General features: G+C 67.6%; 21 protein-coding genes and 1 pseudogene. 5 read left to right on the top strand and 17 right to left on the bottom strand.

The window, feature by feature from the left end; genetic code table 11:
• The 5 genes and pseudogenes from N5C88_RS18830 to N5C88_RS18850 all read right to left on the bottom strand — a co-directional run.
• Window positions 1-176, bottom strand: a pseudogene (locus tag N5C88_RS18830) (lipoate--protein ligase family protein); the annotation flags it as partial.
• Entirely contained in the window at window positions 173-448 is a 276-nt protein-coding gene (locus tag N5C88_RS18835) for a lipoate protein ligase C-terminal domain-containing protein (RefSeq protein ID WP_013393496.1), read from the bottom strand. The gene N5C88_RS18835 and the pseudogene N5C88_RS18830, both read right to left, overlap by 4 nt.
• Window positions 449-478: 30 nt before the next feature.
• Window positions 479-943, bottom strand: coding sequence for a GNAT family N-acetyltransferase (locus tag N5C88_RS18840; protein WP_059380303.1), 465 nt, complete (start codon window positions 941-943; stop codon window positions 479-481).
• A 10-nt stretch (window positions 944-953) separates the two neighbouring features.
• Entirely contained in the window at window positions 954-1,655 is a 702-nt protein-coding gene (locus N5C88_RS18845; RefSeq protein ID WP_059380302.1) for a glutathione binding-like protein, read from the bottom strand.
• Window positions 1,656-1,803: 148 nt separating this feature from the next.
• The gene (locus N5C88_RS18850; RefSeq protein ID WP_059380301.1) at window positions 1,804-2,709 is read right to left on the bottom strand and encodes a DMT family transporter; all 906 of its coding nucleotides are present in this window, start codon (window positions 2,707-2,709) and stop codon (window positions 1,804-1,806) included.
• 122 nt (window positions 2,710-2,831) lie between these two features.
• On the opposite strand from N5C88_RS18850, the gene N5C88_RS18855 reads away from it, so the two are divergent.
• On the top strand, window positions 2,832-3,299 hold the full coding sequence (locus N5C88_RS18855; protein ID WP_059380300.1) for an Lrp/AsnC family transcriptional regulator: 468 nt from the start codon (window positions 2,832-2,834) through the stop codon (window positions 3,297-3,299).
• A gap of 8 nt (window positions 3,300-3,307) precedes the next feature.
• Here N5C88_RS18855 and N5C88_RS18860 read toward each other — a convergent pair whose 3' ends face one another.
• From N5C88_RS18860 to N5C88_RS18875, 4 genes are all read right to left on the bottom strand, one after another.
• Window positions 3,308-3,799 carry a glutathione peroxidase gene (locus N5C88_RS18860; RefSeq protein ID WP_059380299.1) on the bottom strand — a complete coding sequence of 164 codons (492 nt, stop codon included), beginning with the start codon at window positions 3,797-3,799 and terminating at the stop codon, window positions 3,308-3,310.
• A gap of 9 nt (window positions 3,800-3,808) precedes the next feature.
• Window positions 3,809-5,014 carry an MFS transporter gene (locus N5C88_RS18865; RefSeq protein WP_059380298.1) on the bottom strand — a complete coding sequence of 402 codons (1,206 nt, stop codon included), beginning with the start codon at window positions 5,012-5,014 and terminating at the stop codon, window positions 3,809-3,811.
• A gap of 71 nt (window positions 5,015-5,085) precedes the next feature.
• The gene (locus N5C88_RS18870; protein ID WP_280015978.1) at window positions 5,086-6,282 is read right to left on the bottom strand and encodes a DUF1501 domain-containing protein; all 1,197 of its coding nucleotides are present in this window, start codon (window positions 6,280-6,282) and stop codon (window positions 5,086-5,088) included.
• Window positions 6,283-6,315: 33 nt separating this feature from the next.
• The gene (locus N5C88_RS18875; RefSeq protein WP_280015979.1) at window positions 6,316-7,851 is read right to left on the bottom strand and encodes a DUF1800 domain-containing protein; all 1,536 of its coding nucleotides are present in this window, start codon (window positions 7,849-7,851) and stop codon (window positions 6,316-6,318) included.
• Between the two features lie 235 nt (window positions 7,852-8,086).
• On the opposite strand from N5C88_RS18875, the gene N5C88_RS18880 reads away from it, so the two are divergent.
• A complete protein-coding gene (locus N5C88_RS18880; RefSeq protein WP_118934194.1) occupies window positions 8,087-8,419 on the top strand; it encodes a hypothetical protein in 333 nt (110 codons plus the stop codon).
• Window positions 8,420-8,457: 38 nt separating this feature from the next.
• Here N5C88_RS18880 and N5C88_RS18885 read toward each other — a convergent pair whose 3' ends face one another.
• Together N5C88_RS18885 and phrB are read right to left on the bottom strand one after the other, a co-directional pair.
• Window positions 8,458-9,417, bottom strand: a complete 960-nt coding sequence (locus tag N5C88_RS18885; protein ID WP_118934196.1) for a PAS domain-containing protein — start codon at window positions 9,415-9,417, stop codon at window positions 8,458-8,460.
• Between the two features lie 122 nt (window positions 9,418-9,539).
• Entirely contained in the window at window positions 9,540-10,958 is a 1,419-nt protein-coding gene (phrB, locus tag N5C88_RS18890) for a deoxyribodipyrimidine photo-lyase (RefSeq protein WP_280015980.1), read from the bottom strand.
• Between the two features lie 282 nt (window positions 10,959-11,240).
• On the opposite strand from phrB, the gene N5C88_RS18895 reads away from it, so the two are divergent.
• Together N5C88_RS18895 and N5C88_RS18900 are read left to right on the top strand one after the other, a co-directional pair.
• A complete protein-coding gene (locus N5C88_RS18895) occupies window positions 11,241-12,689 on the top strand; it encodes a CoA transferase (RefSeq protein WP_280016033.1) in 1,449 nt (482 codons plus the stop codon).
• A gap of 433 nt (window positions 12,690-13,122) precedes the next feature.
• Entirely contained in the window at window positions 13,123-17,826 is a 4,704-nt protein-coding gene (locus N5C88_RS18900) for an Ig-like domain-containing protein (RefSeq protein WP_280015981.1), read from the top strand.
• 72 nt (window positions 17,827-17,898) lie between these two features.
• On the opposite strand, the gene N5C88_RS18905 is transcribed toward N5C88_RS18900, so the two are convergent.
• From N5C88_RS18905 to N5C88_RS18930, 6 genes are all read right to left on the bottom strand, one after another.
• The gene (locus N5C88_RS18905) at window positions 17,899-18,435 is read right to left on the bottom strand and encodes a peroxiredoxin (protein ID WP_059379595.1); all 537 of its coding nucleotides are present in this window, start codon (window positions 18,433-18,435) and stop codon (window positions 17,899-17,901) included.
• 95 nt (window positions 18,436-18,530) lie between these two features.
• Window positions 18,531-19,982, bottom strand: a complete 1,452-nt coding sequence (locus N5C88_RS18910; protein ID WP_280015983.1) for an adenylate cyclase — start codon at window positions 19,980-19,982, stop codon at window positions 18,531-18,533.
• Between the two features lie 30 nt (window positions 19,983-20,012).
• Window positions 20,013-20,177 carry a hypothetical protein gene (locus N5C88_RS18915; protein WP_165867956.1) on the bottom strand — a complete coding sequence of 55 codons (165 nt, stop codon included), beginning with the start codon at window positions 20,175-20,177 and terminating at the stop codon, window positions 20,013-20,015.
• 230 nt (window positions 20,178-20,407) lie between these two features.
• Window positions 20,408-20,815 (bottom strand): DoxX family protein, encoded by a 408-nt coding sequence (locus N5C88_RS18920; protein WP_054456781.1) that lies wholly within the window; start codon window positions 20,813-20,815, stop codon window positions 20,408-20,410.
• A gap of 167 nt (window positions 20,816-20,982) precedes the next feature.
• Window positions 20,983-22,371: an ATP-dependent RNA helicase DbpA gene (dbpA, locus tag N5C88_RS18925; RefSeq protein ID WP_118934392.1), complete on the bottom strand. Its 1,389-nt coding sequence runs from the start codon at window positions 22,369-22,371 to the stop codon at window positions 20,983-20,985.
• Window positions 22,372-22,552: 181 nt separating this feature from the next.
• On the bottom strand, window positions 22,553-23,311 hold the full coding sequence (locus tag N5C88_RS18930) for an IclR family transcriptional regulator (RefSeq protein WP_059379597.1): 759 nt from the start codon (window positions 23,309-23,311) through the stop codon (window positions 22,553-22,555).
• Window positions 23,312-23,471: 160 nt separating this feature from the next.
• Here N5C88_RS18930 and xsc point away from each other — a divergent pair, with 160 nt between their 5' ends.
• On the top strand, window positions 23,472-25,283 hold the full coding sequence (gene xsc / locus N5C88_RS18935; protein WP_280015984.1) for a sulfoacetaldehyde acetyltransferase: 1,812 nt from the start codon (window positions 23,472-23,474) through the stop codon (window positions 25,281-25,283).
• Window positions 25,284-25,306: the final 23 nt, after the last annotated feature.

Genomic DNA, 25,306 nt, shown 5'->3' on the forward strand with positions numbered 1-25,306 from the left:
AAGCGGCCGATCACGACCGCCGGCGCCGCCCATTCCCAGATGCGCAGGGTGGGCGGGCGCAGGCCGGCGCCGACCTCGTCGGTGATGACGGCGTCCAGCGCCATGTGCAGCACCGGGTCTTGCGGCCCTTCATGGATCAGTTGCCAGTCGTAGTCGTTCCAGTCGGTGCGCGTCATGCCAGCGCCCTCCGCAGCACCACGGCGACGGCCTCGGCCGAGAAGCCGAACATTTCGGCATCGGCGGGCAGCGCCGATTGCACGGCCAGCGCCAGTTCCAGTTCGCCGGCATCGGCCGGCAGGCCGTTCAGGCCGCTGTTGATGGCGTCCAGGGCCTCGGGCGGTTCAAGAAAAAAGTCGCCGCTGATGCGCACGTCGGCCAGGCGGCCGTCGCGCACTTCCAGATCCGCGACGACCAGTTTGCCGCCGGGGACTTTGTATTCGCCATGCATGGGCGTTCCTTCCAAATCAGTACTGAAAAACTACAGGCTGAGCTTCATGCCGTCGTGGCTGGCCTTGAAGCCCAGGCTCTCATAGAACCTGCGCGCATCGGGGCGGGCGCGGTCGGTGGTCAGCTGCACCAGGCTGCAGCCCTGGGTGCGGCATTGCTCGATCGCCCACTCGAACATCCTGCGTCCGAGGCCGGCGCCGCGCGAGGACGAGGCGATGCGCACGCTCTCGATCTGCCCGCGCCACTGGCCCAGCCGCGACAGGCCGGGTATGAACGATAACTGCAAACAGCCGACCAGTTGCGAGTCCTGCTCGACCACGGCCAGGAATTGATTGGAATCCTGGCCGATTGCGGCAAAGGCGGCAGCATAGCGCGGGTCCAGCGGCAGCGCGGGATTCTCGCGCGTGGCGCCGAGCTCGTCATCGGCCAGCAGGGCGACGATGCCCGGCAGATCCCCCAGGCGCGCGCGGCGGAAAACCAGTTGCGGGTCGGGCATGGCGGCTCCTTCAGCGGGCGGTGTTCTGGGCGGTCTGGCCGAACAGGATGCGGCGCGATTCCTCGTCGCTGACGGAGGGCGCCGTATTGATGGTGTCGGCCAGGGCATAGGCGCGCTGCGTGGCGGGGCGGGCCGCAATGGCGTCGAACCAGCGCTTGAGGTGCGGGAACTCGTTCAGGTCCTGGCCCTGCTTGGCGTGCGGCACGATCCAGGGGTAGGCCGCCATGTCGGCGATGGAATAGTCGCCGGCGACGAATTCGCGGTCCGCCAGGCGCTTGTTCAATACGCCGTAGAGACGGTTGGTTTCCTTGACGTAGCGGTCGATGGCGTAAGGAATGCGCTCTTGCGCGTAGCCGGAAAAGTGGTGGTTCTGGCCGGCCATGGGACCCAGGCCGCCCATCTGCCAGAAGAGCCATTGTGACACTTCGGCGCGGCCGCGCAGGTCGGCGGGCAGGAAGCGGCCGGTCTTCTCGGCCAGGTACAGCAGGATGGCGCCCGACTCGAACAGCGAGATCGGCGCGCCGCCGCCGGCCGGGGCCTGGTCGACGATCGCCGGAATGCGGTTGTTCGGCGCGATCGCCAGGAACTCGGGCTTGAACTGATCGCCGCGGCCGATGTTCACCGGATGGATCTTGTAGGGCAGGCCGGTTTCTTCGAGGAACAGCGTGATCTTGTGGCCGTTGGGGGTGGTCCAGTAGTAGAGATCGATCATGGGATGTCCTGTGCGTTGCGCCGGCGGCGGCCGGCGCAGGGAAAAGCCATGATAGCGGGGCCGGGTTGGCGCCGGCCCCAATAACCGGGGGGCGGGTACGGGTTTGCCCCGGTGGCGGCCCGGGGCTTGCCCATGCCGCGGCCCGCATTCAGGCCGTGCCCGCGCGCGGCCGCCCCGGCAGGCGCCAGCTCCAGTTCAGGCTCACGCCCGCCGCCGCCAGGAAGATCATGGCCACGCCCGCGATCTGCGTGGCGTCCATGCGGTGTCCGTAGACCACGAAGTCCAGCAGGATGGCGACGGCGGGATAGATGAAGCTCAACGCGGCGGTGGACGTGGTCGGCAGCTTCTGGATGGCCGAGTACATCAGGATGTACATCAGGCAGGTGTGGATCAGCCCCAGCGCCACCAGATAGCTCCATTGCAGGGGCGCGGCGGGCAGGGCGTTGAAGTCCGCCATGGGCAGCAGCATCACCGCGCCCAGCGTCACCTGCACCAGCGCCAGCACCTGCGGCGGAATGTGCTTGAGCCGCTTGACGATGATGGCGGTGACGCCATAGAGCGCCGCCGCGCCCAGCCCCAGCATCAGCCCCGACAGGTAGGCCCGGCCGTCCGCGCCGCCCGCGTCGGACAGGCGCAGCACCAGCATCAGGCCGGCGAAGGCCAGCACGGACCAGGCCAGCTTGCCGCGCGTGGGCCGTTCGCCCAGGAACAGCACGCCCAGGCCGATCAGGAAGAAGGGCTGCACGTTGTAGACCGCGGTGGCCAGCGAAATGGACGCCAGCCGGTAGGCGGAAAACAGCAGCACCCAGTTCAGCACCAGCGCGGCGCCCGCGGCCAGGGCCAGCGCCAGCGTGCGGGCGGTGAACAGGCCCGGCTTGAGCAGGCCGCGCGCCCAGCAATACAGGAACAGGGAGAGGGCGCCGAACACGCAGCGGAAGAAAACCACGTTCCAGGCGCTTTGCCCCGACTCCAGCACAAACACGCCCAGGGTGCCGGACAGGGTCATCGCCGCGGCCATCTGGGCCAGGCCCACGCGTTCTGATGAGGGATTCATGAGGGTTCTCCAGGGCCGTGCGGCCGCGATGTTCGATGGAGAAATTATCCCAGGCGGATCAAGCTGGTTATATGATGTTGATGTGGTGAATCGATTCCGAAACCTTTGTTTAGGTGGAATTTATGCAAAACGACCTAAAAAGTGAAAGCCCGGTCCTGGACGGCATCGACCGCCGCCTGGTGGAGACGCTGACGGCCAATGCGCGCACCACCACGGCCGACCTGGCGCGCCAGGTCGGGATGTCCGCGCCCAGCGTCGCGGACCGCTTGCGGCGGCTGGAAGAGTCGGGCGTGATCCGCGCCTATACCCTGGACGTGGACCCGGTGGCGCTGGGCTACGCGCTGGAGGCCATCGTCCGCATCCGCCCCTTGCCCGGGCAGCTACGCCACGTGGAAGGCCTGATCCAGGAAATCCCGGAATTCGTGGAATGCGACAAGGTAACGGGCGACGATTGCTTCATCGCCCGCGTGGTGCTGCGCTCGATCTCGCATCTGGACGGCATCCTGGAGCGCGTGACCGAATACGCCGAAACCAACACCGCCATCGTCAAGTCGCACACGGTGCGCCGCCGGTTGCCGCCGCTGCGCTGACGCGCGGCTCAGACCGGCGCGGACAGCGCCTTTTCGATGTCGTCCTTGATGCCGGCCGGCGTGTCGGTGGGCGCGTAGCGCTTGATGACCTGGCCGTCGCGGCCCACCAGGAACTTGGTGAAGTTCCACTTGATGCCCTCAGTGCCGAAGACGCCGGGCTTCTCGCCCTTGAGCCAGCGGTACAGCGGATGGGCGTCCTCGCCGTTGACGTTGATCTTGGCGTAGAGCGGGAAGGTGATGTCGTACTGCGTGCTGCAGAAATTGCGGATTTCGGCTTCGTCGCCGGGTTCCTGGTGGCCGAACTGGTCGCAAGGAAAGCCCAGCACCGCGAAGCCGTCGTCGTGGAACGAGCGGTAGAGTTCTTCCAGGCCGGCGTACTGCGGCGTGAAGCCGCATTTGGAGGCCACGTTCACCACCAGCAGCACGCGGCCGCGGTAGGTGTCCAGGGACTGTTCCGTGCCGTCGATGGCGCGGGCGGAAAAATCGTAGAGGGTGCTCATGCGGGCTCCTTAGGCGTCCGAACGCGAGGGCGTCAGCGCGCCGGCTTGTTGTCCAGCGAGTGTAGCCCCGGCGTCGCGGCCGTAGTAGCGCGTACCCCACAAGGTCAGCAGCAGGACGGCGGCGGTGATGCCGGCCGACATCCAGGGCAGGTCCGTCAGCGGCAGGCCGTGGCCCAGCGCCACGCTGCCCAGCCAGGCGCCGCCCGCATTGCCCAGGTTGAATGCGCCTTGATTGAGGGTCGACGCCAGGTTGGGCGCGTCGGCCGCCTGGTCCACGATCAGCGTCTGCAGCAACGGCACGACGGCAAAGCCCAGCACGCCCCAGATGAAGGTCATGACCAGCATGGGGGCCAGCGCGTGGATGGCCTGGCTGAGCGCAAGGAACACCAGCAGCAGGCCAATGAAGATGCGGCGCAACGACACTTCCAGGTTGCGGTCGCCCAGTTTGCCGCCCAGGGTGCTGCCCACCGTCAGCGCCACGCCGAAGAGCAGCAGCACGCCGGTGACGCCGCGTTCGGACACGCCGGTCACTTCGCGCAAGAGCGGCGCGATGTAGGTCAGCACGCAGAACAGCGCTGCGGAGGCAAGCACGCTGGCGGCCAGCGGCCAGACCACGCGCGCGTCGCGCAGCACCTTGAATTCGCGCAGGATGTTGCCGGGCTGCATGGGGATGCGCGCCGGCAGCCACGCAGCCAGCGCGGCCACGGCCAGCAAACCGATGCCGCTGACCACCCAGAACGTCGAGCGCCAGCCGGCCACCTGACCCAGCGCCGTGCCCAGCGGTACGCCCAGCACATTGGCCAGCGTCAGGCCGGTGAACATCAGCGCGATGGCGCTGGCGCGCTGGTTGCGCGCCACCAGGTCCGCGGCCACCACCGCGCCCAGGCCGAAGAAGGCGCCATGGCAGAACGCGGTGAACACGCGCGCGGCCATCAGCAAGCCGTAATTCGGCGCCAGCGCGCACAGCAGATTGCCCACCACGAAGGTGCTGGCCAGGCCGATCAGCGTGGCCTTGCGCGGCAGCCTGGCGGTAATGATGGCCATGATGGGCGCGCCGATCACCACGCCCATGGCGTAGCCGGTGATCAGCAGGCCGGCGATGTCGATGCTGACTTGAAGGTCCTGGGCGACGTTGGGCAGGAGGCCCATGATGACGAACTCGCTGGTGCCGATGCCGAAAGCGGCGGCGGCCAGCGCGATGAGGTGCAGGGGCATGGGAGAAGGGCCGGGACGAAAGGGAGGGCCGCGGCGGCAATGACTGGGCAAGGACGGAATTCTAGCGCAGGCTAGACCAGCTTCAGGTCCACGGGCGCGACGCCCGGAAACACCTGCGCCAGCCGCGCGCGGTCCAACCCGTACAGCCGCGAGAACAGGCCGGCGAACACGGCGCGGTACTCATTCAGCACGGGATAGTCGCGGTCCTGGAACAGGGTCTCGCGCTTGACCTCCACCTGGCGGCCCGCGATGCGTCCGCCGCGCACATTGCCGCCCATGATCCAGTAGACCGTGCCGTGGCCGTGATCGGTGCCCTTGTTGCCGTTCTCGCGGAAAGTGCGGCCGAATTCGCTGATGACCACGACCGTGGTCTGCTTCCAGGCCGGGCCCATGGCGTCGGCATAGGCGGCCAGCGCCCGGCCCAACTGGCCCAGGCGGTTCGACAACAGGCCGCTGGCGGCGCCCTGGCCGACGTGGGTGTCCCAGCCGCCGACGTCGACGAAACCCAGGTTGTAGCGGTCGGTCATGAAGCGCGCGATGCGGCGCGCCTCCTGTTCCAGCCTGTCGGCCGACACCGCGTTGCCGCTGGCGGCCTGCATTTCCGCGTCGATCTCCTCGCGCGCCGCGTCCATGACGCGCTGTCCCTCGGCGACCGAGGCATGCAGATCGGTGTTCCGGTACATGGACTCGATGATGCGGTTGTCGTCCGCCGTCAGCCGCGACTTGCGCGCGGCGCCGATCAGGTCGACGTTGGGCACGGGTTCGTCGCCGCGGAAGATCTGCGGCACCTCGCTGGTGAATGCGGCGGGTCGGGGCCGGCCCGTGTTCAGCGTCGCCGCGAGCCGGTTCAGGAAGCCCGAACGGTAGTTGCCGCCCTTGCTCGCGCCTTGCCCCAGTTCGATGCTGTTCTGGGTTTCGAAATGGCTGCGGCTGGTGTCGTCGGTGCCGGCGAACGGCAGGAACGCGAGTTGGCGCCTTTCGTAGTAGGGCAGCAGGCTTTCGGCCAGTGCCGGGTGCAGGGCCCAGCCGTCGCTCAGGGGCAGGGCGGCGCCGGGGCCGCCGCCCGGGCGGGCAATGGCGATGTTGGGCCGGGATTCGTAATAGAAGTCGCTCGTGGCCGGCACCAGCAGGCTGGCGGCGTCGTAGGCGCCGCGCATGAAGACAAGCAGCAGGCGGTTGCCGGAAGCGGCGGGGGCGGCGTACAAGCGGCTGCTTCCCAGCGCCAGCGGTGCGGAGGCCATCAGTTGCAACAGGCGGCGGCGGTCCATGATCCGTTCCCTTGTTCTTGTCCTGCGGGCGCTTCAGCGGCGCATGAATTCAGGCGAGGCCAACAGATAGAGGTTGGCGTCCCGGGACGATCCTGCTTGCGCGATGGCCTCGCGCGTGGCGGGCGACAGTCCGGCGAACAGGCCGTTGCCCTCGTTTGCCTTCAGCAGGTTCGGCAGGCGCGGCGGATTGGCCGGCGCGGCGCCGTCCTCCTGATACAGGGCCTTGGCCGCGCCAACCACCGCGCCGGCGACCTCGAAGCGCACGGCCATCTGCCCGGACCCGGACCAGTCCGCCTTGCCCATCGGATAGCCGTCAGGCGTCAGGCGCTGGTTCAGCGGCTGGCCGAGCTGCTTCAGCATACCCAGGCCCGGCTGGGGATTCAGGATCGGCGGCATGTCGCCATAGGCCAGCCGCAGCGACGAATAGACGTAGTGCACGGGATCCTTGAACACGCCGGTCTTGAGCGAGGCCGCGAACTCCGGCGACGCGAACAGCGTGCGCAGGGTGGCGGCGATGTCGCCGTCGGCGGCGAGGAAGGTCTTGCTCATCTTGCCGACCAGCGTCGCGGGCGGATTGTCGCCCACGAAGTAGGCGGCGAGCTTGCCGCTGACATGCCTGGCGGTGGCCGGGCTGCGGGCCAGCAGATCGGCCGCCTCGTCCACTTCCCGAATCCCGGCCGCGGCGATGCGATGGCCCAGGAACGTCTTGTCGCCCTGGTCGTGGCGCGCGGGGTTGAAGAGAAACAGTCCTTCCTGCACGACCTGCGCACGCCATTGCGGCCGGACCTTGGGCGGTTCGGGCTTGGCGGCGACGCCCATGCCGGTCAGGATGCGGGCCAGTTCCTGCACGTCGGCCTGCGTGTATCCGCCGCCCACGCCCAGCGTATGCAGTTCCATCAGCTCGCGCGCGTAGTTCTCGTTGATCTTGCCGGCGACATTCTGCGCATTGTCCAGATAGATCAGCATGGCAGGCGCGCGCATGGTGGCCTTCAGCAGGTCGCCGAACTTGCCCAGCGCATGCGGGCGGATGGCTTGGTCTTCGTATTGCGAAAGAAAGATGCCCACGTCGCCTTTCTGCAGGTCGATATTGAAGTGGTTCATCCAGAACCAGGTCATCTGGTCCTGCAACTGCCTGTCCGAATACAACGCGCGCCACACGGCGCGCTGGTTGACCTCCGCGGCCCGCTGCAGCGAAAACTGGCGGGCTTCGCGCATGGCTTTCTGCTGTTCGTCCGGCGGCAGTTTTTTGGCCGCGGCGCGCATGTCCAGCTGGGTCGCGCGCGCGTCCTCGTCGGAGCGCTGCGAGATCGAGAGCGCGTCGATGCGCTCCTGCACCGCCGGCGGCAGCTTGCCTTCGGCGGCGGGGCGCAGCTGCGCCTGCAGGTAGCGTTCGGGTCCCATCTTCTGGATGCGGGCCAGCTCGGCAGGCGTTGCGCCCCAGGTCACGCGGTTGAGCAGGGCGGCTTCGCCCGTCCGCTTGTCGGGTTCCGCTTGAGCCAGCGCGGTCGCCGCCAGCGGCAGCAGCAGCAGGGGCGTGGCGCGCAGCAGGCGCAGGCACAAGAGCTTCATGGGGCGGATACCTTGCGGAAGGCAACTTGAGGTAAGACAGGATAGTCCCCAATGAATTCACCCCGGCCCGGCATTGAAACGCGCCGAAATGGGTTTCTGCGTGGACACCTGCGCGGATGTCCGCGCCATCCCGCCCATCTCCGCGCGCGGCGCGGGGCCTTTGCGCGGATCGCGGCGCGGCCGTCCTATCATGTGCGCATCGCAGCAATGCACGAGCGCCCGCAGGAGGCCGACCATGGAAGGAATGACCCAACGCCTGGAGGCGATGCTGGCCAAGGGCACGGACAACATGCTGTTGCGCTTTTCGCTGGGTAAGGCCTATGCGGAGCAAGACTGCTTCCGCGAGGCCGAGACCCATCTGCGCGCGGCGCTGGCGTTCGATCCCGCCTATTCGGTGGCCTGGAAATGGCTGGGCAAGGCTTGCCTGGGACAGGGCGACAAGGCCGGCGCGCGCGCCGCCTGGGAGTCAGGCTTGCAGGCCGCGCAGGCGCGCGGCGATCAGCAGGTGGTGAAGGAGTTGCAGGTGTTCATCAAGCGGCTGGACAAGGAGGCCGCGGCCGGCGGTTGACGCGCGGACGCGGCGCGGGGCCATGCCGGGCAACAGGCCTAGGCGGCCGGGTGCGCAGGCCGCGGCTGGGCGCGCGCGATCCGCAATACCTCGATGGCGTGGCGCAGATCCTCTGTTTCGACCCGCTGCGCAACCGTTCCAGGCGCGTCCGCGATGCCGGTGTGCACGTCGCGGGCCAGTCCGACCAGGTTCCTGCGCGTGGCCTCCAGCGAAAACCTGAGCGCGCCGGTTTCATCGTCCGGATTGCCTGGCGCCAGCGGCGTGCCCAGATTGCCGGCGGCGATCTGCCGAGTGAAGTCGGTGGCCGTGTTCAGCAAGCCGGAAAGCGTGCGGGCGTAGGCCCAGCCCGAAGCGAAGATCAGGCAGACGCCGGCCGCCAGTACCGCAGCAGCCAAGGCCAGTTGTTCGATATTCAGATTGGCCGCCATGCCGTGCAGCGCGATGCCGCCAGCGGCCAGGAACAGCGCGGACGAAAGTCCCGCCCAGGCCAGCATGCGCGCGCGTATGCCCGACGCCCGCCAGTCGCGCAGACGCGCCAGCAGGCCTCCCGGCACGATCCGTCCCGCGCGCAATCGCAAGCCGCCGGTAATGCCGGTGCGCAGGCGCCGGTAGGCGCTGTCTGCCGTCTCGATCTGGGCGCGCGTCGGCTTTACGCGCACGCAGGCATAGCAGACGGTGACGCCGCGCTCCACCACCGGGGTGATGCTGGCCAGCGACCAATAGTGGCCGCCGTGTTTGCGCCGGTTCTTGATCACGCCCGTCCAGGACTGGCCGCGCTGTATCGTGCGCCACAGGTCGTCGTAGGCGGCCAGCGGCATGTCGGGATGGCGCATGGTGTCATGGCCCTTGCCCATCAGGTCCGCTTGCGTGTAGCCGCTGACCTCCAGGAAGGCGGGATTGGCGTAGATGATGCGGCCGCGCGCGTCGGTGCGGGTGATGAGGCACTGCTCGTCGTGCAGCGTGTATTCCTGGTCGTGGACCTGCGGATGGTCGCGCATGGCTGTGTCGTCCTGCGATCGGCGTTGGCGGGATGTCGCAGACCGATCATCCGGGACGCGGACGGAAGCGGCGTTGACCTAGGTCAAGCGCGGCCGACGTCGTTCCCGCCCGCGGCCAGCGCTCAGGCCGGCGGCAGCCCGCTGAACGCCTCCAGCGCGCGCAGCCGGCTCTGGGCCAGGTCGACAATGGGCAGCGGATAGCCAGCGGCGGCGCGCTCCATGGGGCTGGGATCATGGATGGCGCGGCTGTCCAGATGCGCCAGTTCCGGCAGCCATTCGCGCAGGAACACGCCGTCCGGATCGAACTTGCGCGACTGCGACAGCGGATTGAAGATGCGGAAGTAGGGTACGGCGTCCGCGCCCGTGGAGGCGCTCCATTGCCAGCCGCCGTTGTTGGCGGCGAGATCGCCGTCCACCAGCTGCGCCATGAACCAGGCTTCGCCCAGCCGCCAGTCGATCAGCAGGTTCTTGGACAGGAACATGGCCGTCACCATGCGCAGGCGATTGTGCATCCAGCCCAGCGCCAGCAACTGCCGCATGGCCGCGTCGACGATGGGAATGCCGGTCTGGCCCTGCTGCCAGGCATACAGGTCCTCCGGCGCGTCGCGCCACGGCACCGCGGCAGTTTCCGGCTTCATGGGCTGGTGCATGGACAGCACGGGGTGGGCGGCCAATAGATGCTGGTAGAACTCGCGCCACAGCAATTCGTTGATCCAGGTGGCGGCGCCGCGCTTGCCGCCTTCCACCTCGCCATGGTTGGCGGTCAGCGCGGCGCGCAAGGCCTGGCCCGGCGACAGCACGCCTGCCGCCAGATAGGGCGACAGGCAGCTGGTGGCGGGCAGCGAGGGAAAATCGCGTTCTTCCTGGTAAGCGTCAATGACGCCGTCGGCAAAGGCGTCGAGCCGTTCGCTGGCCGCGTGCTCGCCGGCAGGCCAGAGCGCGCGTACGGGCTCGGCGGGCGCGTCGAACCCTTCGAAGGCCGCGGGCAGCGGATCCGCCGGCCAGGGCGGCGGGGTCTGCGCGCGCGGGGCCGGCAGGGCGCGAAGCGGCGCCGTGCGCAGCCGTTCGCGGCAGGCGCGCGCGTAAGGGGTGTAGACGCGGTAGCACTCGCCCTTGCCGGTCAGCACCGTGCCGGGCCGCAGCAGCGAAGCGCCATGATGCAGCGTCCAGTCCACGTCCAGGGTCCGCAGGCGGGCGGCGACCGCGGCATCGCGGCGGCGTTCGTTGACGGCCCATTCGGCGTTGACGTGAACCTGGCCGATGGCGTGGTCGCGGCAGAAAGCGGCCAGCGCGTCCGGCGCCTGGCTCCAGTCATGCACCGTCAGCAGCCGCAGCGGAATGCCCAGGCGGCCAAGCTCGCGCGAAAGTTCGCGCAGATTGCGCAGCCAGAAATCGACCTTGGCCGGCGCGTCGCCATGCAGCCGCCATTGGCCGGGCGCGGCCAGGAACAGGGCGGTGACCGTGCCGGCTTCGGCGGCGGCGGCCAGGGCAGGGTTGTCATGCGCGCGCAGGTCGGTGCGCAGCCAAAGCAGCGTGTTCATGGGCGGTCCAGGGCAGGGGGCGGCGAGGCTGGCATTCTATATTGCGCCCGCCGCGCGGACGCGCCGGCAGACCGGTCTTGGAAGACGATGTAAAAACTACGAGTAGATGTGTCCTGGCCTGCCCAGGCCGGCGCCGCCGGCCTCGCGGGGGAAAGCGCTCGGCGCGGCCGGATCGCGGCGCTTTGCGGTCAAACCATGAAACACGCTGGCGCGCCACGGATATTGACGCGGCCTGGACCCCGCCATGTAATTCAAATAAACGACTAGAGCAAGATGAACGCTATGGGAAATCTGATGGACCTACGCCCGTCTTTTCTGAGGGGCCGCACACCCGCAGGCAACGCGTCCCGCGACGTCTTGCAAAAGCTCTGGCGCTCGGTGGATCTGCCCGACGAATCGCTGCAGCACGTGGTGTTGACTGGCGCCGATCCGGTAGTCCCATCGTCCTTCGCCGTCGGCGCCGCGGCGCAGACCAGCCTGGCCGCGGCCGCGCTGGCCGCGGCGGAAATCTGGAATTTGCGCGGCGGCGCCAGGCAGCAGGTCGCCGTCGACATGCTGCACGCGGCGCAGGAATGCCGCAGCCACTACACGATCAACGGCATCACGCCCAATCCCTGGGACCCCATCACCGGGCTGTATCGCTGCGGAGACGGGGGCTGGGTCCGCATCCACGCCAATTTCGCCCATCATCGCGATGGCGCGCTGGCGCTGCTGGGCTGTCCGGCTGGCGAAGACACCACCCGCGCCATGGTCGAGCGCGCCTTGAGCCGCTGGAAGGCCTTGGACTTCGAACAGGTGGCCGCCGACGCGGGGCTGCCCGTGGCCGCCATGCGCAGCTTCGACGAATGGGACCGCCATCCCCAAGCCCTGGCGGTGGCCGCCCAGCCTCTGCTGACCATCGAGCGCATCGGCGAAGCCGATCCGCGGCCCTGGCCCAAGTACGGCAACGGCGCCCGGCCGCTCAAGGATATCCGCGTGCTGGACCTGACCCGCATCATCGCCGGACCGGTCTGCGGACGGGCGCTGGCGGCGTACGGCGCCGACGTGATGCTGCTCAACTCCCCGCATCTGCCCAACATCGACAACATCATCGACACCAGCCGCGGCAAGTTGTCGGTGCTGGCCGATCTGGATACGGCCGACGGCCGCATCGCGCTGGGCAACCTGTTGCGCAGCGCGCACGTGTTCGTGCAGGGCTACCGCCCTGGCGGCCTGGCCGCGCTGGGCTTCGGCCCGCAGGACGCGGCGCGCCTGCGTCCGGGCATTGTCTACGTGTCCTTGACCGCCTATGGCGACAAGGGTCCATGGGCTGGCCGCCGCGGCTTCGATTCCCTGGTGCAGACCGCCACGGGCTTCAACCACGCGGAGGCGCAGGCCGCGGGCCAGGACGCGCCCAAGCCCATGCCCATGCAGATCCTGGATCATGCCTCGGGCTACCTGATGGCGTTCGGCGCGCAAGCCGCGCTGGCGCGCCAAGCGACCGAAGGCGGCAGCTGGCATGTGCGCGTGTCGCTGGCGCAGACCGCGCATTGGCTGCGCGGCCTGGGCCGCGTCGAGGGCGGCTTGGCCTGTCCGATGCCAGGTTTCGAGGGCCTGCTGGAAACCGAGCCCTCTGGCTTTGGCGAGCTGGTGGCGCTGCGCCACGCCGCGCAGTTCTCCGATACGCCGGCCCGTTGGACGCGTCCGTCCAGCCCGCCCGGCACGCATCCGCCGGTCTGGCCGTTCAACTAGGAAGGCCGGCTCAGCCTGCGCTCCCCGTGCTCAGCCTTGGCTGAGCCGTCCCCATCACTCTGCAACACGAGTCCGCCCGATGCTGCCATGCGCGCAGTCATCGGGTTTTCTGTTATGGAATAAAGAAATTACATATTGATATCAACAGTTATATAAATAGCATGTCGTCATATTTTGTCATTATTAAGTAACAAGAATCCCGGGGCGTGATTGCTTTGAGCGCTGGCAGGACCTCGTCCTGCATATGACTCAGAACGAATCCGCCAATGCCGCACTTCAGTAGTTTGGCGGCTCTGCCTGGTTGGCGCATTGCCCGCCCGCGGGATTCCTATCAGACAAGGTCATGACGATGCTGAAGCCATCCAAGGCACACGCTTGGTGCAGAGCGGCTGCGCGCCAAGTCAGAAAGGCGCTCTGCACGGCGCTTTCCGGTTTGCTGCTGTTCCAGGGGTGCACCGCGCCGCTGGCCGGCGAACAACGCCAGCCGTTCCCCGGCGCCGAAGGCCGCGCCGCATCCGCCAGCGTTGCAGTTCAGGACGGAGATCGGGCGAAGGATCCAGGCGCGGCCGCAGCGAACGCGCCGATTCCCGCAGGCATGGAGCCCGCGCCCGATCTGGAAGGGCGCCCCTTGCCCGCCAATCCCAATCAAATGGCAAGCGCGGACGCCAGGTCGACGGCCAGCGGCAAGGCCATCGGCGTAGCCAAGCAGGCTGCGGAAAACTGGCTGGGCCAGTTCGGCGCCGCCAGGCTGGACCTCTTGGGCAACTTCCACGGCGGAGGCCTCGACATGCTGTTCCCGCTCCACGATTCTGGGACGGGTCTGATTTTTTCCCAGTTCGGCGCGCGGCGGACCAACCTGCTGCAAGAGTCCTACCGGACCACGGTCAACCTCGGGCTGGGCTACCGCCATTTCGGCGACGGCTACATGGTCGGCGGCAACGCCTTCCTGGACCAGGACGTGTCGCGCGGCCACCGGCGGCTCGGTCTGGGCGGCGAATGGTGGGCGGACTATCTGAAGCTCAGCATGAACGGCTACTTCCGGCTGAGCGACTGGAAGCGTTCGCCCGACGCGCGGGACTATCAGGAACGTCCGGCCAGCGGCTGGGATATCCGGACCGAAGGTTATCTGCCGCAGTATCCGCAGCTGGGCGGCAAGCTGATGTTCGAGAAGTACTACGGCGAAGAGGTCGGGCTGTTCGGCGCCAGCAACCGGCAACGCAACCCCAGCGCCTGGACCCTGGGCGTTTCCTATACGCCGGCGTCGCTGGTCACGCTGGGCCTGGACCATCGCATGGGGCAGGGCGGGCAGTCCGACACCAGCTTCAAGCTGGGCCTGAAGTACGCGCTCGGCGTGCCATTGGCCAGGCAGTTGCAGCCGGGCGAAGTCGCGCGCAGCCGCAAGCTTGCCGGCATGCGCATGGATCTGGTGGAACGCAACAACGAAATCGTCCTGGAATACAAGAAGAACGATCCCATGACGATACAGTTGCCGGCGGCCGCTTCCGGGTATCCGCAGACGGTCGTCAGTTTCCCGGTAACGCTGGCGGGCGCGGATGCCGCGCCCAGGATCGAATGGTCCGGTTCCGCGGCGCCGTTTGCGATGCCGTACAGCGGCGGCGCATCCGCATCGCTGACGCTGCCGGACTACCGCAGCGGAGGCGTCAACAGCTATCAGCTGATGGCGTCCGCCACCGATGCGCATGGCCGCAGGATCCGTTCCAACATCATGAATGTCAGCGTCAATCCGCTCAGCGTCAGCGTGGCCCGCTCGAAGGCCGCCGCCATGGCGGACGGCGTCGACAGCGTCAGGTTCACGGCCCAGGTTCGCGGCATTCAGGCCGAACCCATGGCGGGGCGCATCGTCACATGGGCTGTGCAGGGACCAGGCACGATCCAGGAGTCCTCGGACCGCACCGACGCCGATGGCATGGCGTATGCCCTGGTCAGCAGCACTGCCGCGGGCATGATCGGGGTCGAGGCGATGGAAGAGCACGGGTTCAAGGGCAGGAGCGAGGCGGAGTTCCTTGAAGCGCCGAGCGCGGCCAGCGTGGCGCAGCTCGTTGCGGAGCCCGCGTCCATTCTTGCAAACGGCAGGGACAAGACGGTACTGAAGGCGACGGTCAAGGACGGCAAGGGCAATGCGGTAGGCGCGGGCGTGGCGGTGAGCTGGACTGCCACCGGCGGGCGGCTTTCCAGCAACAGCAGCAATACCGACGCGAACGGCATCGCCGTGGCGGAACTGCTGTCCGCCACCGTTGCAGGCGTTGCGGCCATCACCGCCAAGGCCGGCTCCCAGGATCCGGGAAAGACGGGGTCCGTTGCCTTCCTGCTCGATGCATCCGAGGCCCAGGTGCTGCGGCTCGCGCCAAGCAAGACTACCGCCTTGGCCGACGGTCTGGACACGGTGACCTTTACCGCCACCGTGGCGGATGGCCGCGGCAATCCGGTAGGGGCGGGCATCGCCGTCAACTGGAGCGCCAGCCTGGGCATGTTGGGCGCCGCTTCCAGCAACACCGACGCGAGCAGCCAGGCCACAGTCGTGCTGACCGCGCCGACCGCGGCTGGCGCGGCGACGATCACCGCCCGGGCCGCAAGCCGCGACCCGGGCAAGACCGCCGCGGTTGCCTTCGTCGCGGACACCGCGACCGCGCGCGTTGTCCAGCTCACGCCCAGCCAGGCCAGAGGCACGGCCAATGGCGCGGATGCCGTGGTTTTCTCCGCCATGGTCGAAGATGGCCGCGGCAATCCGGTGGGGGCGGGCGTCACCGTCAACTGGAGCGCCAGCCTGGGGACGCTCGCCGTTACCAGCGTCACCAATGCCAGCGGCCAGGCTTCGGCCTTGCTGATCGCGCCTATCGTTCCCGGCACGGCGACCGTCACTGCCCGGGCGGCGGCTGGCGATGCCGGCAAGACCGCCTCGGCCGTGTTCGCGGCGGACGAACTGAGGGCCCGCGTGGCCGCACTCAGCCCAAGCAAGATCACCGGCCTGGCCAATGGCACCGACACCGTCACGCTCACGGCCACGATCGATGATGGCCGCGGCAATCCGGTGGGGGCGGGCATCGTGGTCAATTGGAGCGCCGATCGGGGCACGATAGGCGCTTCCAGTATCACCAATGCCAGCAGTCAGGCCACTGTCGTCCTGACCGCGCCTACCGCGACCGGCGCGGCGACTGTCACCGCCAAGTGCGCGCCGGCCCGCCAGGCGAAGAGCGCCGGCGGAGATCCGGGCAAGACCGCCGCCATCGATTTCATCGCTGACGCCTCCAGCGCCCACGTCATCGAGCTGGCCGCGGGCAAGACCGACGCGGTGGCCAACGGCGCCGACACCGTGACCCTCCGGGCCGTCGTCGTCGACAGGCAAGGCAATCGGGTCGGCGCAGGTGTGACCGTCAACTGGAGTACAAGTCTGGGCCAGCTCCAGACGGCCACCACGACCGATAGCAAGAGCGAAACCACGGCCGTTCTGATTGCGCCGACTTCCACGGGCGTCGCGACGGTTACCGCCAAGGCCGCGGGCGGCGATGCGGGGCAGGTTGTGTCCGTCACCTTCATGGCCGACGCGTCGACCGCCCGCGTGGCGACAGTCGCGGCGAGCAAGACGAGCGGCTTGGCCGATGGCATGGATACCGTGACCTTCACGGCCACGGTTGCGGACGCCAAAGGCAATCCGGTGGGGGCGGGCGTCGCGGTCAACTGGGGGGCCAGCCTGGGCAAGCTGGCTGCGACGGTCAGCAAGACCGACGCCCATAGCCAAGCCTCGGTTGTATTGACCGCGCCGACCGCTGTGGGCACTGCGAGCGTCAACGCCCGGGCCGCGGGCGGCGACGCGGGCCAGACCGCCACGATAGCCTTTGTGGCCGATGCCTACAGCGCGCGCGTGGTGAGTTTGGCAATTAGTAGCGGTAGGACGACGGTACGGGCCAACGGTACAGACACTGTCTTCCTCTGGGCCTATGTGAAGGACGCCAGGGGCAATCGCGTGGCGGGGGCCACCGTCGACTGGGCCGCCAGCATAGGCAGCCTGGATAGTGCTACGAGCGTCACCGACGCCCAGGGCGAGGCCCAGGTCAAGCTGGTGTCGACGGTCGCCGCTCGGGTTTTGACGAGGGCCCGGGTAGGAACGGCGGATCCGGGCAGGACCTCGCTCGTCTTCTTCGAGGCCGACCCCACCAGCGCCCGCGTGGTCGCGCTCACCCAAAGCAAGACCAACGGCGTTGCCGACGGCGCCGATACGGTGAGCTTTACCGCCACGGTACAGGACGCATACGGTAATCCGATGATTGGGTGGAACAGCAACGGCTATGCAATGGGTGGCGACATGGTTGTCAACTGGACCGCGTCCGGCGGCACGCTGGCCGATGCTGTCAGCAGGCCCGACGCCAGCGGCAAGGCCACGATGGTACTGACCGCGCCGAAGGCTGCCGGCAACGTAAATGTCACCGCCGCGGCCTCGGGGCGGGACGCGGGCAGGGTAGCCAGCGTGACCTTTGCGCCCGCTACGCCCAGCACCCGCGTTGGCAGCGCCTCGGCCAGCAAGACCAGCATCGTAGCCAATGCTCGCGACACCGTGGTCTTCACGGCGGTGGTGCTGGACGGTAACGGCCGCTCAGGAGGCGCAGGTCATGTGGTCAACTGGAGCACCGATCTCGGCACGCTGGAAGCGTCATCCACTAGAACCAACGCCCAGGGCGAGGCCACTGTCGTGCTGACGGCGGGAAAGCTTGCGGGGTACGCCACGGTGACGGCCAAGACGGGTGCAGACGATTCGGGCCGGACCTTCCGCGTGGCCTTGACCGCGGATCCCATCACCGCCCGCGTCGCCTCCCTGGCCAGCAGCAAGACCTCCGCTCGGGCCGACGGCCAGGAGAAGCTGATCCTCAAGGCGACCGTCAAGGATGCCAACGGCAATCTGGAGGTCGCGGGCGTCACGGTCAACTGGCGGACCAACCTCGGGGCGCTGCTCTCGGCTACCAGCAGCACCGACGACTATGGCGTTGCCACGATGGAACTGCGCGCGCCAGTCTCTCCAGGTACCGCCGTGCTTACGGCGAGGGCCATTGCGGCGGATGCGGGCAAGACCATACGCGTCACGTTCAGTTCGGGTACGGCCCTGGTGCCGCCGCCGCAGCCATGAACACCTCAGCTCCATGCGGTCGGCGCTTGCGGCGCGTCCGTCCTGGATGGCGCCGAACCTGGACGGCAATGCCTACTGCTTGGCCTTCCAGTCGCGCAAGGCGCGCATGGTATTGGCCACGTGGGAATCGGGGTTCATGTCGGTGTATTCATACAGGATCTTGCCCTGCGGCGAGATCACGTAAGAGATGCGCTGCGCGTACTCGGGGCGCTTGTCGTGAACCGCGTCGTAGGCCTTCATGATCTTGCCATCGCCGTCGGCCGCCACCGCGAACTTGCCGCGGCATTCGCTGACCGAGAACTTGTTCAAGGTGTCGATATTGTCGGTCGACACGCCGATGACGGTGGCGCCCAGGGACTTGTACTCGTCGGTGGCTTCGGCGAAGTTGTGCGCCTCTATCGTGCAGCCCTGGGTGAACGCGGCGGGGAAGAAGTACAGCACCACCGGCCCTTTCTTGAGGGCCTCGCCGAGCGAGAACGTGTAGACCTTGCCGCCCAGCGAGGCCTGGGTGCTGAAATCCGGGGCGGGGGCGCCCACGTCCAGCGCGGCCTGGGCCGACGGGCCGGCCAGCAGGCCGCAGAGGAGTAACCAGGGGGCAATGCGCTTCATCGGAATCTCCAGGAGTCTCAGGGGCCGCGCGGCAACTGGTCTACTGTAGCCGCGCGGGAAGCGGGGGTCCAGCAAGCGGCGCGGCGTCGCCCATCCTAATCGCGTCCGGAGCCGCCGCGGCCATTCCCGTTGGCATTGCCGTCTCCGCGCGGTTGATCGCGCTGCTGTTGCTGACGAGCTTGCTGCTGGGCTTGCTGGTCGCGCTGTTGCTGCTGACGCGCTTGCTGCTGAGCCTGCTGGTCGCGCTGCTGTTGCTGACGCGCCTGCTGCTGAGCCTGCTGATCGCGCTGTTGTTGCTGACGCGCCTGTTGCTGGGCCTGCTGGTCGCGCTGTTGCTGCTGACGAGCTTGCTGCTGCGCCTGCTGGTCACGCTGTTGCTGCTGACGCGCTTGCTGCTGCGCCTGTTGGTCGCGTTGCTGTTGCTGGCGCTCCTGCTGCTGGGCCTGCTGGTCGCGTTGCTGTTGCTGACGCGCCTGCTGCTGAGCCTGCTGGTCACGTTGCTGTTGCTGACGCGCCTGTTGCTGGGCTTGCTGATCGCGTTGCTGTTGCTCGCGCGCCTGTTGCTGGGCTTGCTGATCGCGTTGCTGTTGCTCGCGCGCCTGTTGCCCCTGCGCTTGCTGAGGGCGGCCTGTCTGCCCGGCAGACATATCGCGTCCGCGCTGCATGTCGCCGCGGTCCGCGTTGTTCCGGTCGGCACCGCCGCGGTTATCGCGCCCGTCGTTGTCCGGGCCGCGGTCGCGTCCATCCCGTCCATTGCCTGGACGCTGGCCTTCGGGCGGCCGGCCATTGGATTGATGGTCGACGTAGGCCTGGGGCGGCCGGCCCTTGTTGTGGTCATAGAACTGGGCCCGGTTGTTACCCGCGTCGCGCGCATAGCCGCGCTGTATATCCGTCTGCGGAGAATGGCGTTCCTTGCGCGCGGCAAGTTCGCGCGGGTCCGCGTCGCGCCGGATGCCCGACGGGCCGCCGTGGTAGCTGACGCGGCGGTTGTCCACGTTGTTCACGACCACGGTGTGGTTATAGACATTGGTCACGCGCGTGACGTTCACGTTCGTGACGGAACGGTTGTAGTAGAAGCGGTCGCGCTTCCAGTAGCCGCCTACATAGCCCAGGCCGTTGTAGCCGAAGCCGTAGTTGATCCCGCCATAGAAGCCCACGTGGGGGCCCCAATAGCCGGGGGTCCACAGGTAGATGCCATTGCTGAAGCCCCAATAGCCGGGGGTCCAGAGCGCGCCGGCATAGGGCGCGAGCACCCATGCGCCGGGCACCCAGAAAAACCCGTAGCGGTTCAGGCTCCAGTAGCCCGGCACCCACATATAGCCGTCGGCGGGCGCCGGCGGCTGGACATAGACGGGCAGGGGCGGCGGCGGCTGGGGGCTGCGGTCCACCAGCGCCAGGTTGGCGTTGGCAGGATCGCCGTCGTCATAGACGGGCGCGGCGGGCGCCGGCGGCGGCTCATAGGTCTGCGCCGCCGCGCTGGCACAGGCGGCGATCAGGACAGCCGCGGCCAAAGGGCGCGGGCGCAGGATCCGGGAACAGGTATTCATGGTTTTTCCTTGGCGCAACGGGCGCGCGGATCAATAGCCACGATAGTAGTAATGGGGGGCTGGGTACGCCGGGTAGTAATAATGCGGCGTGTAGTACACCGGCGCCGGGCGGTAATACGCCGGCCTGGCGGGCACGACCACGCAACCGGTCAAGGCGCTGGTCATGGCAAGCATAAGCAACAGACTCTTCTTCATTTTGCGACTCCTGCCGAGCGCCAGGCGTGGCTCACGCCTTTGTTGCGCTCGTCAGGATTAGGCCACAGGCCAGTCCTTACGGTTCTGGACTGTAATCGTTCCGAAACAGCTTTCCGGTGACGGATGTTTGCGCCTGCGTGACTGTCGATTTCGTTCGTATCAATGTCCGCGCATAAAAAAGGGGCCGCCTCGGCGACCCCCTGTCAGCGCGTAGCGCCGTGTTACGGCTGTTAGTTCCAGCGGCCGCCATTGCCGGCCAGGCTGAAGCGGCCCGCGCCCATGAAGGCGATGGCCAGGCCGGTGAACAGGAACATGCCTTGCAGTTCCAGCGCCCAGCCGCCATTGTTGGTCATGCTGCTGATCTGGCCGGAGTGGGCCAGCAGGATGGCGACGACCATGTTGATCGCGATCAGCAAGCCGCCCAGGCGGGTGTAGATGCCGACGATGAGCAGGACGGGCGCCAGGATTTCGCCGACGTACGCGCCATAGGCGAGGAAGCCCGGCAGGCCATGCGAGGACAGCATGCCGCTGATGCCGCCGACGCCGCCGCCGGTCAGTTTGAACAGGCCATGCAGCAGAATCAGAATGCCGAGGGTCAGGCGCAGGATCAGCTTGCCGGTATCGTCGGATTTGATCATGGTGAGTTTCTCATCTATTGGTTGAAAGGGGACTGCGGCCGTTGGAACAGGTTGCGAGCCTTTGGTTCCGCGCTCCGGCTATCGCGAGTAGGGCGGCGGCCGGGGCAGGCCGCGCCATTATTGCAAAACCCGAGCAAAATCATCAAGTTTTTGTCACCCGCAGACGCTCAGAACTCTTCCAGATAGCGCATGCGGAAGCGCCGGCCCTTGATATTGCTGTTGGACAGGCGCGAGAACGCCTGCTTGGCGATCTGCCGGTCCAGCGCCACGTAGGAGTTGAATTCGGTGATGTTGATCTTGCCGACCTGCTCGAACGTCAGGCCGCCGTCGCCGGTCAGCGCGCCCAGCAGGTCGCCCGGGCGCAGCTTGTCCTTCTTGCCGCCCTGGATGCACAAGGTGATCATGGGCGCGCGCAAGGGACGATCCGCCTTGGGCCGCAAGGCCTTGATGTCGCCCCATACCAGCGGTGCGCCCTGATACTGCTCGATCAGGTTGGCCCAGCGCATTTCCTCGGGCGAGCACAGGCTCAGCGCCAGGCCCTTCTGGTCGCCGCGGCCGCTGCGGCCGATGCGGTGCACGTGGACCTCGGTGTCCTTGGTCACGTCGACGTTGATCACGGCGCTCAGGTTCTGGATGTCCAGGCCGCGCGCGGCCACGTCGGTGGCCACCAGCACGGCGCAGCTGCGGTTGGCGAACTGGATCAGGATTTCGTCGCGTTCGCGCTGTTCCAGGTCGCCGTTCAGGGCCTGGGCGCTGATGCCCTCGGCCTGCAGCCGTTCCACCAGGTCGTGGCTGCGGATCTTGGTGTTACAGAAGGCCAGCGTGGATTCAGGGCGGAAGTGCGCCAGCAGGCGCGTCACCGCATCGAGCCGGTCCTTTTCGTCGATTTCGTAGAAGATCTGCTCGATGCGGCTGGCGTCATGCTGCGCCTCGACCTTGACCTCGGCGGGATTGCGCAGGAAACGGGCGCTGAGCTTGCGGATGTTGTCGGGATACGTGGCCGAGAACAGCAGCGTCTGGCGCTTGCTGGGGCAATGCGAGGCGATGGCCACGATATCGTCATAAAAGCCCATGTCGACCATGCGGTCGGCCTCGTCCAGCACCAGGGTGTTCAGGCCCGACAGGTCCAGGCTGCCGCGCTCCAGGTGGTCCTGGATGCGCCCGGGCGTGCCCACCACCAGGTGCGCGCCGCGCGCCAGCGATTCGGCCTGGGGGCGGGCGGCGGCGCCGCCGCACAGGGTCAGGATCTTGACGTTGGCGATCTGGCGCGCCAGCCGGCGCAGTTCCTGCGCGACCTGGTCCGCCAGTTCTCGCGTGGGGCAGACCAGCAGCGCCTGCGGCGTCAGCCGGGTGGGATCGAGCTTCTGCAGCACGCCCAGGCCGAAGGCCGCGGTCTTGCCGCTGCCGGTCTTGGCCTGCGCAATGAGGTCGCGGCCTTCCAGGATGAGCGGCAGGCTCTGGGCCTGGATGGGTGTCATCTGCTCGAAGCCCAGGCTCTTCAGATTGTCGAGCAGGGCGGGCAGCAGGGGCAGGGAGGTAAAGGAGGTGTCGGTCACGATAGAGAGAGTCGCTTTCTGCCCGGCATCGGCCTGGCGGCAAAAGGAAGGGGCGGCAGCGTAAAAGGCGGCATGCGCGCGTACGCCCAAGAGTGTAATGCCTGTGGCCGATGGGCCTCGCAACAAATGCCGGAACATTGCGTTCCGGACGCGCCCCTGGGAGGGCGGGAGCCGCCGGCCGCTAGGCGTCAGGCCCGTAGGTGCCGGCCAGCGCCCGGGCGGCCTCCTGCATGCGCGGCAGCCAGGCGCGCGCGCCTTCGATGGACAGCCGGGCTACCGGCGCGTGCAGGGCGACCGCGGCGATGGCGCGCGTGCCATGCAGAATGGGCACCGCCATGCAGACGATACCCAGCAGGAATTCCTCGCGGTCGAAGCTCGCGCCTTCCTTCTTGATGGTGCGCAGTTCCTGCTCCAGCGCAGCGACGTCGCACAGCGTGTTGGGCGTGTAGCGCGGCAAGGGCGCCGCAGCCAGCAGCCGCTGACGCGCCTCGCGCCGCATGTGCGCCAGGAACAGCTTGCCACTGGCCGAGCAATGCAGCGGCACGCGCGAGCCCGATTGCAGGTTCACCCGCAGCGGCCAGGCGGTTTCGACGCGGTCCAGGTAGATGACCTCGTCACCGTCCAGCATGGTGCAGTTGCAGGTTTCGCCGATTTCGTCGACCAGGCTGTCCAGGATGCGGTGGCGCTCGCCGCGCAAGGGCGAATTCAACAGAGTGTCGCGCGCCAGCGCGCTCAGGCGCGGGCCGCTGACGTAACTTTTGCCGGCGGGCTCGCGCAGCAACATGCCGGCGTCGACCAGCCGTGACAGGATGCGCAGCACGGAGGGCTTGGGCAGGCCGGTGGCGTCCGTCAGCGCGGCCAGCGATACCGGCTGCCCGGAGCGGGCAACCTGTTCCAACAGGGTCAGCGCGCGCAGCGCTGCGGAGGATTCGTCTTTCATCTTTCAATAATTGAAGATTCGGCGGCTTGCCGCGCATCGTCGCACGGATTTTGCAGAAAATGAAACGCCGTGGGCTGGGAACGGGCAGGTTTCTGCTGCAGTATCGGATCATGCCGGCCCAGATGCAATCCGACACCGCCGGCCTGCCAGGAGAGAGACCATGAGCAGCAAGCAACACATGACCCCCAGCGAAGCGTTTGTGGAAACGCTGGTCGCGCAGGGCGTCAAGGACGTATTCGGCATCGTCGGCTCGGCCTTCATGGACGCGCTGGACCTGTTTCCGGCGGCCGGCATCCGCTTCGTGCCGACGGTGCACGAGCAGGGCGCCGCGCACATGGCCGACGGTTATTCGCGCGTCACCGGCCGCCACGGCGTCTGTATTGCGCAAAACGGCCCCGGCATCACCAATTTCGTGACCGGCGTAGCCGCGGCGTACTGGGCGCATAGCCCGGTCGTGGCCATCACGCCCGAGACCGGCACCGCGGGCATGGGGCTGGGCGGCTTCCAGGAAACCGAACAGCTGCCGATCTTCTCGCGCATCACCAAATACCAGGCCCACGTGAACCGGCCCGACCGCATGGCCGAATTCACGGCCAAGGCCTTCGACAATGCGCTGGCCGAACGCGGCCCCACGCAGCTGAACATCCCGCGCGATTATTTCTACGGCGAGATCGACGTGGCGATTCCGGAGCCGCGCCGCATCCGCCGCGGCCCGGGTTCGGAAGAGGACCTGGAGGCGGCGGCGCAAATGCTGGCGCAGGCCAAGTTCCCCGTCATCGTGGCGGGCGGAGGGGTGCTGTTCTCGGAAGGCCAGGCGGAATGCGTGGCCCTGGCCGAGCTGCTGGGCGCGCCCGTGGTCACCAGCTACCTGCATAACGATGCGTTCCCGGCCAGCCATCCGCTGTGGTGCGGCCCCTTGGGCTACCAGGGCGCCAAGGCCGGCATGAAGCTGCTGTCGCAGGCCGACGTGGTGTTGGCGCTGGGCACGCGCCTGGGCCCGTTCGGCACCTTGCCGCAGCACGGGCTGGACTACTGGCCGCAGGGCGCGCGCATCATCCAGGTGGATGCCGACCACCGCATGCTGGGCCTGGTGCGTCCGGTGTCGGTCGGCATCTGCGGCGACGCCAAGCCGGCCGCGGCGGCGCTGACCGCCAAGTTGCAAGGACGCGAGGTCGCTTGCGCCGCCACCAAGGGTGGCCGCGCCGAACAGATCGCGGCGCAGAAGGCCGAATGGGAAAAGGAACTGGACAGCTGGTCGCATGAACGCGACGACTGGAGCCTGGACATCATCGAGCATGGCGCAGGCCGCATGCATCCCCGCCGCATGCTGCGCGAACTGGAACGCGCCATGCCCAAGCACGTGATGGTCTCCACCGACATCGGCAACATCTGCTCGGTGTCCAACAGTTATCTGCGCTTTGACGAGCCGAACTCCATGCTGGCCGCCATGAGCTTCGGCAATTGCGGCTACGCCTTGCCGGCGCTGATCGGCGCCAAGCTGGGCCGGCCCGACCGGCCCGCCGTGGCCTATGTCGGCGATGGGGCCTGGTGCATGAGCTTCCAGGAATTGCTGACCTGCGTGCGCGAGAATATACCGGTGACGGCCGTGGTCTTCCATAACGGCCAATGGGGCGCGGAAAAGAAGAACCAGGTGGACTTCTATGGCCGCCGCTTCGTCGGCAGCAACCTGAAGAATCCAAACTTCTCGGAGCTGGCGCGGGCTATGGGCGCGGAAGGCATACGGGTGGAGCATGCCGATCAGGTGGGCGCGGCCTTGCAGGCCGCATGCAAGGCGCAGTCCGAAGGCAAGACCACCGTGCTGGAAATGATGGTCAGCCAGGAACTGGGCGACCCGTTCCGCCGCGATGCGCTCAAGCAGCCGGTGCGCTTCCTGGACAAGTACAAGCAGTACGTGAACCAGCCGTTCCATCCGGGCGAGGTGCCGCTGTCGATCGATCCCGCCAAGCGCTGATCGCATAGCGTGCGTCCGGCGCG

The organism is Achromobacter sp. GD03932 (assembly GCF_029839485.1).
Lineage (GTDB): Bacteria > Pseudomonadota > Gammaproteobacteria > Burkholderiales > Burkholderiaceae_B > Achromobacter > Achromobacter bronchisepticus_A.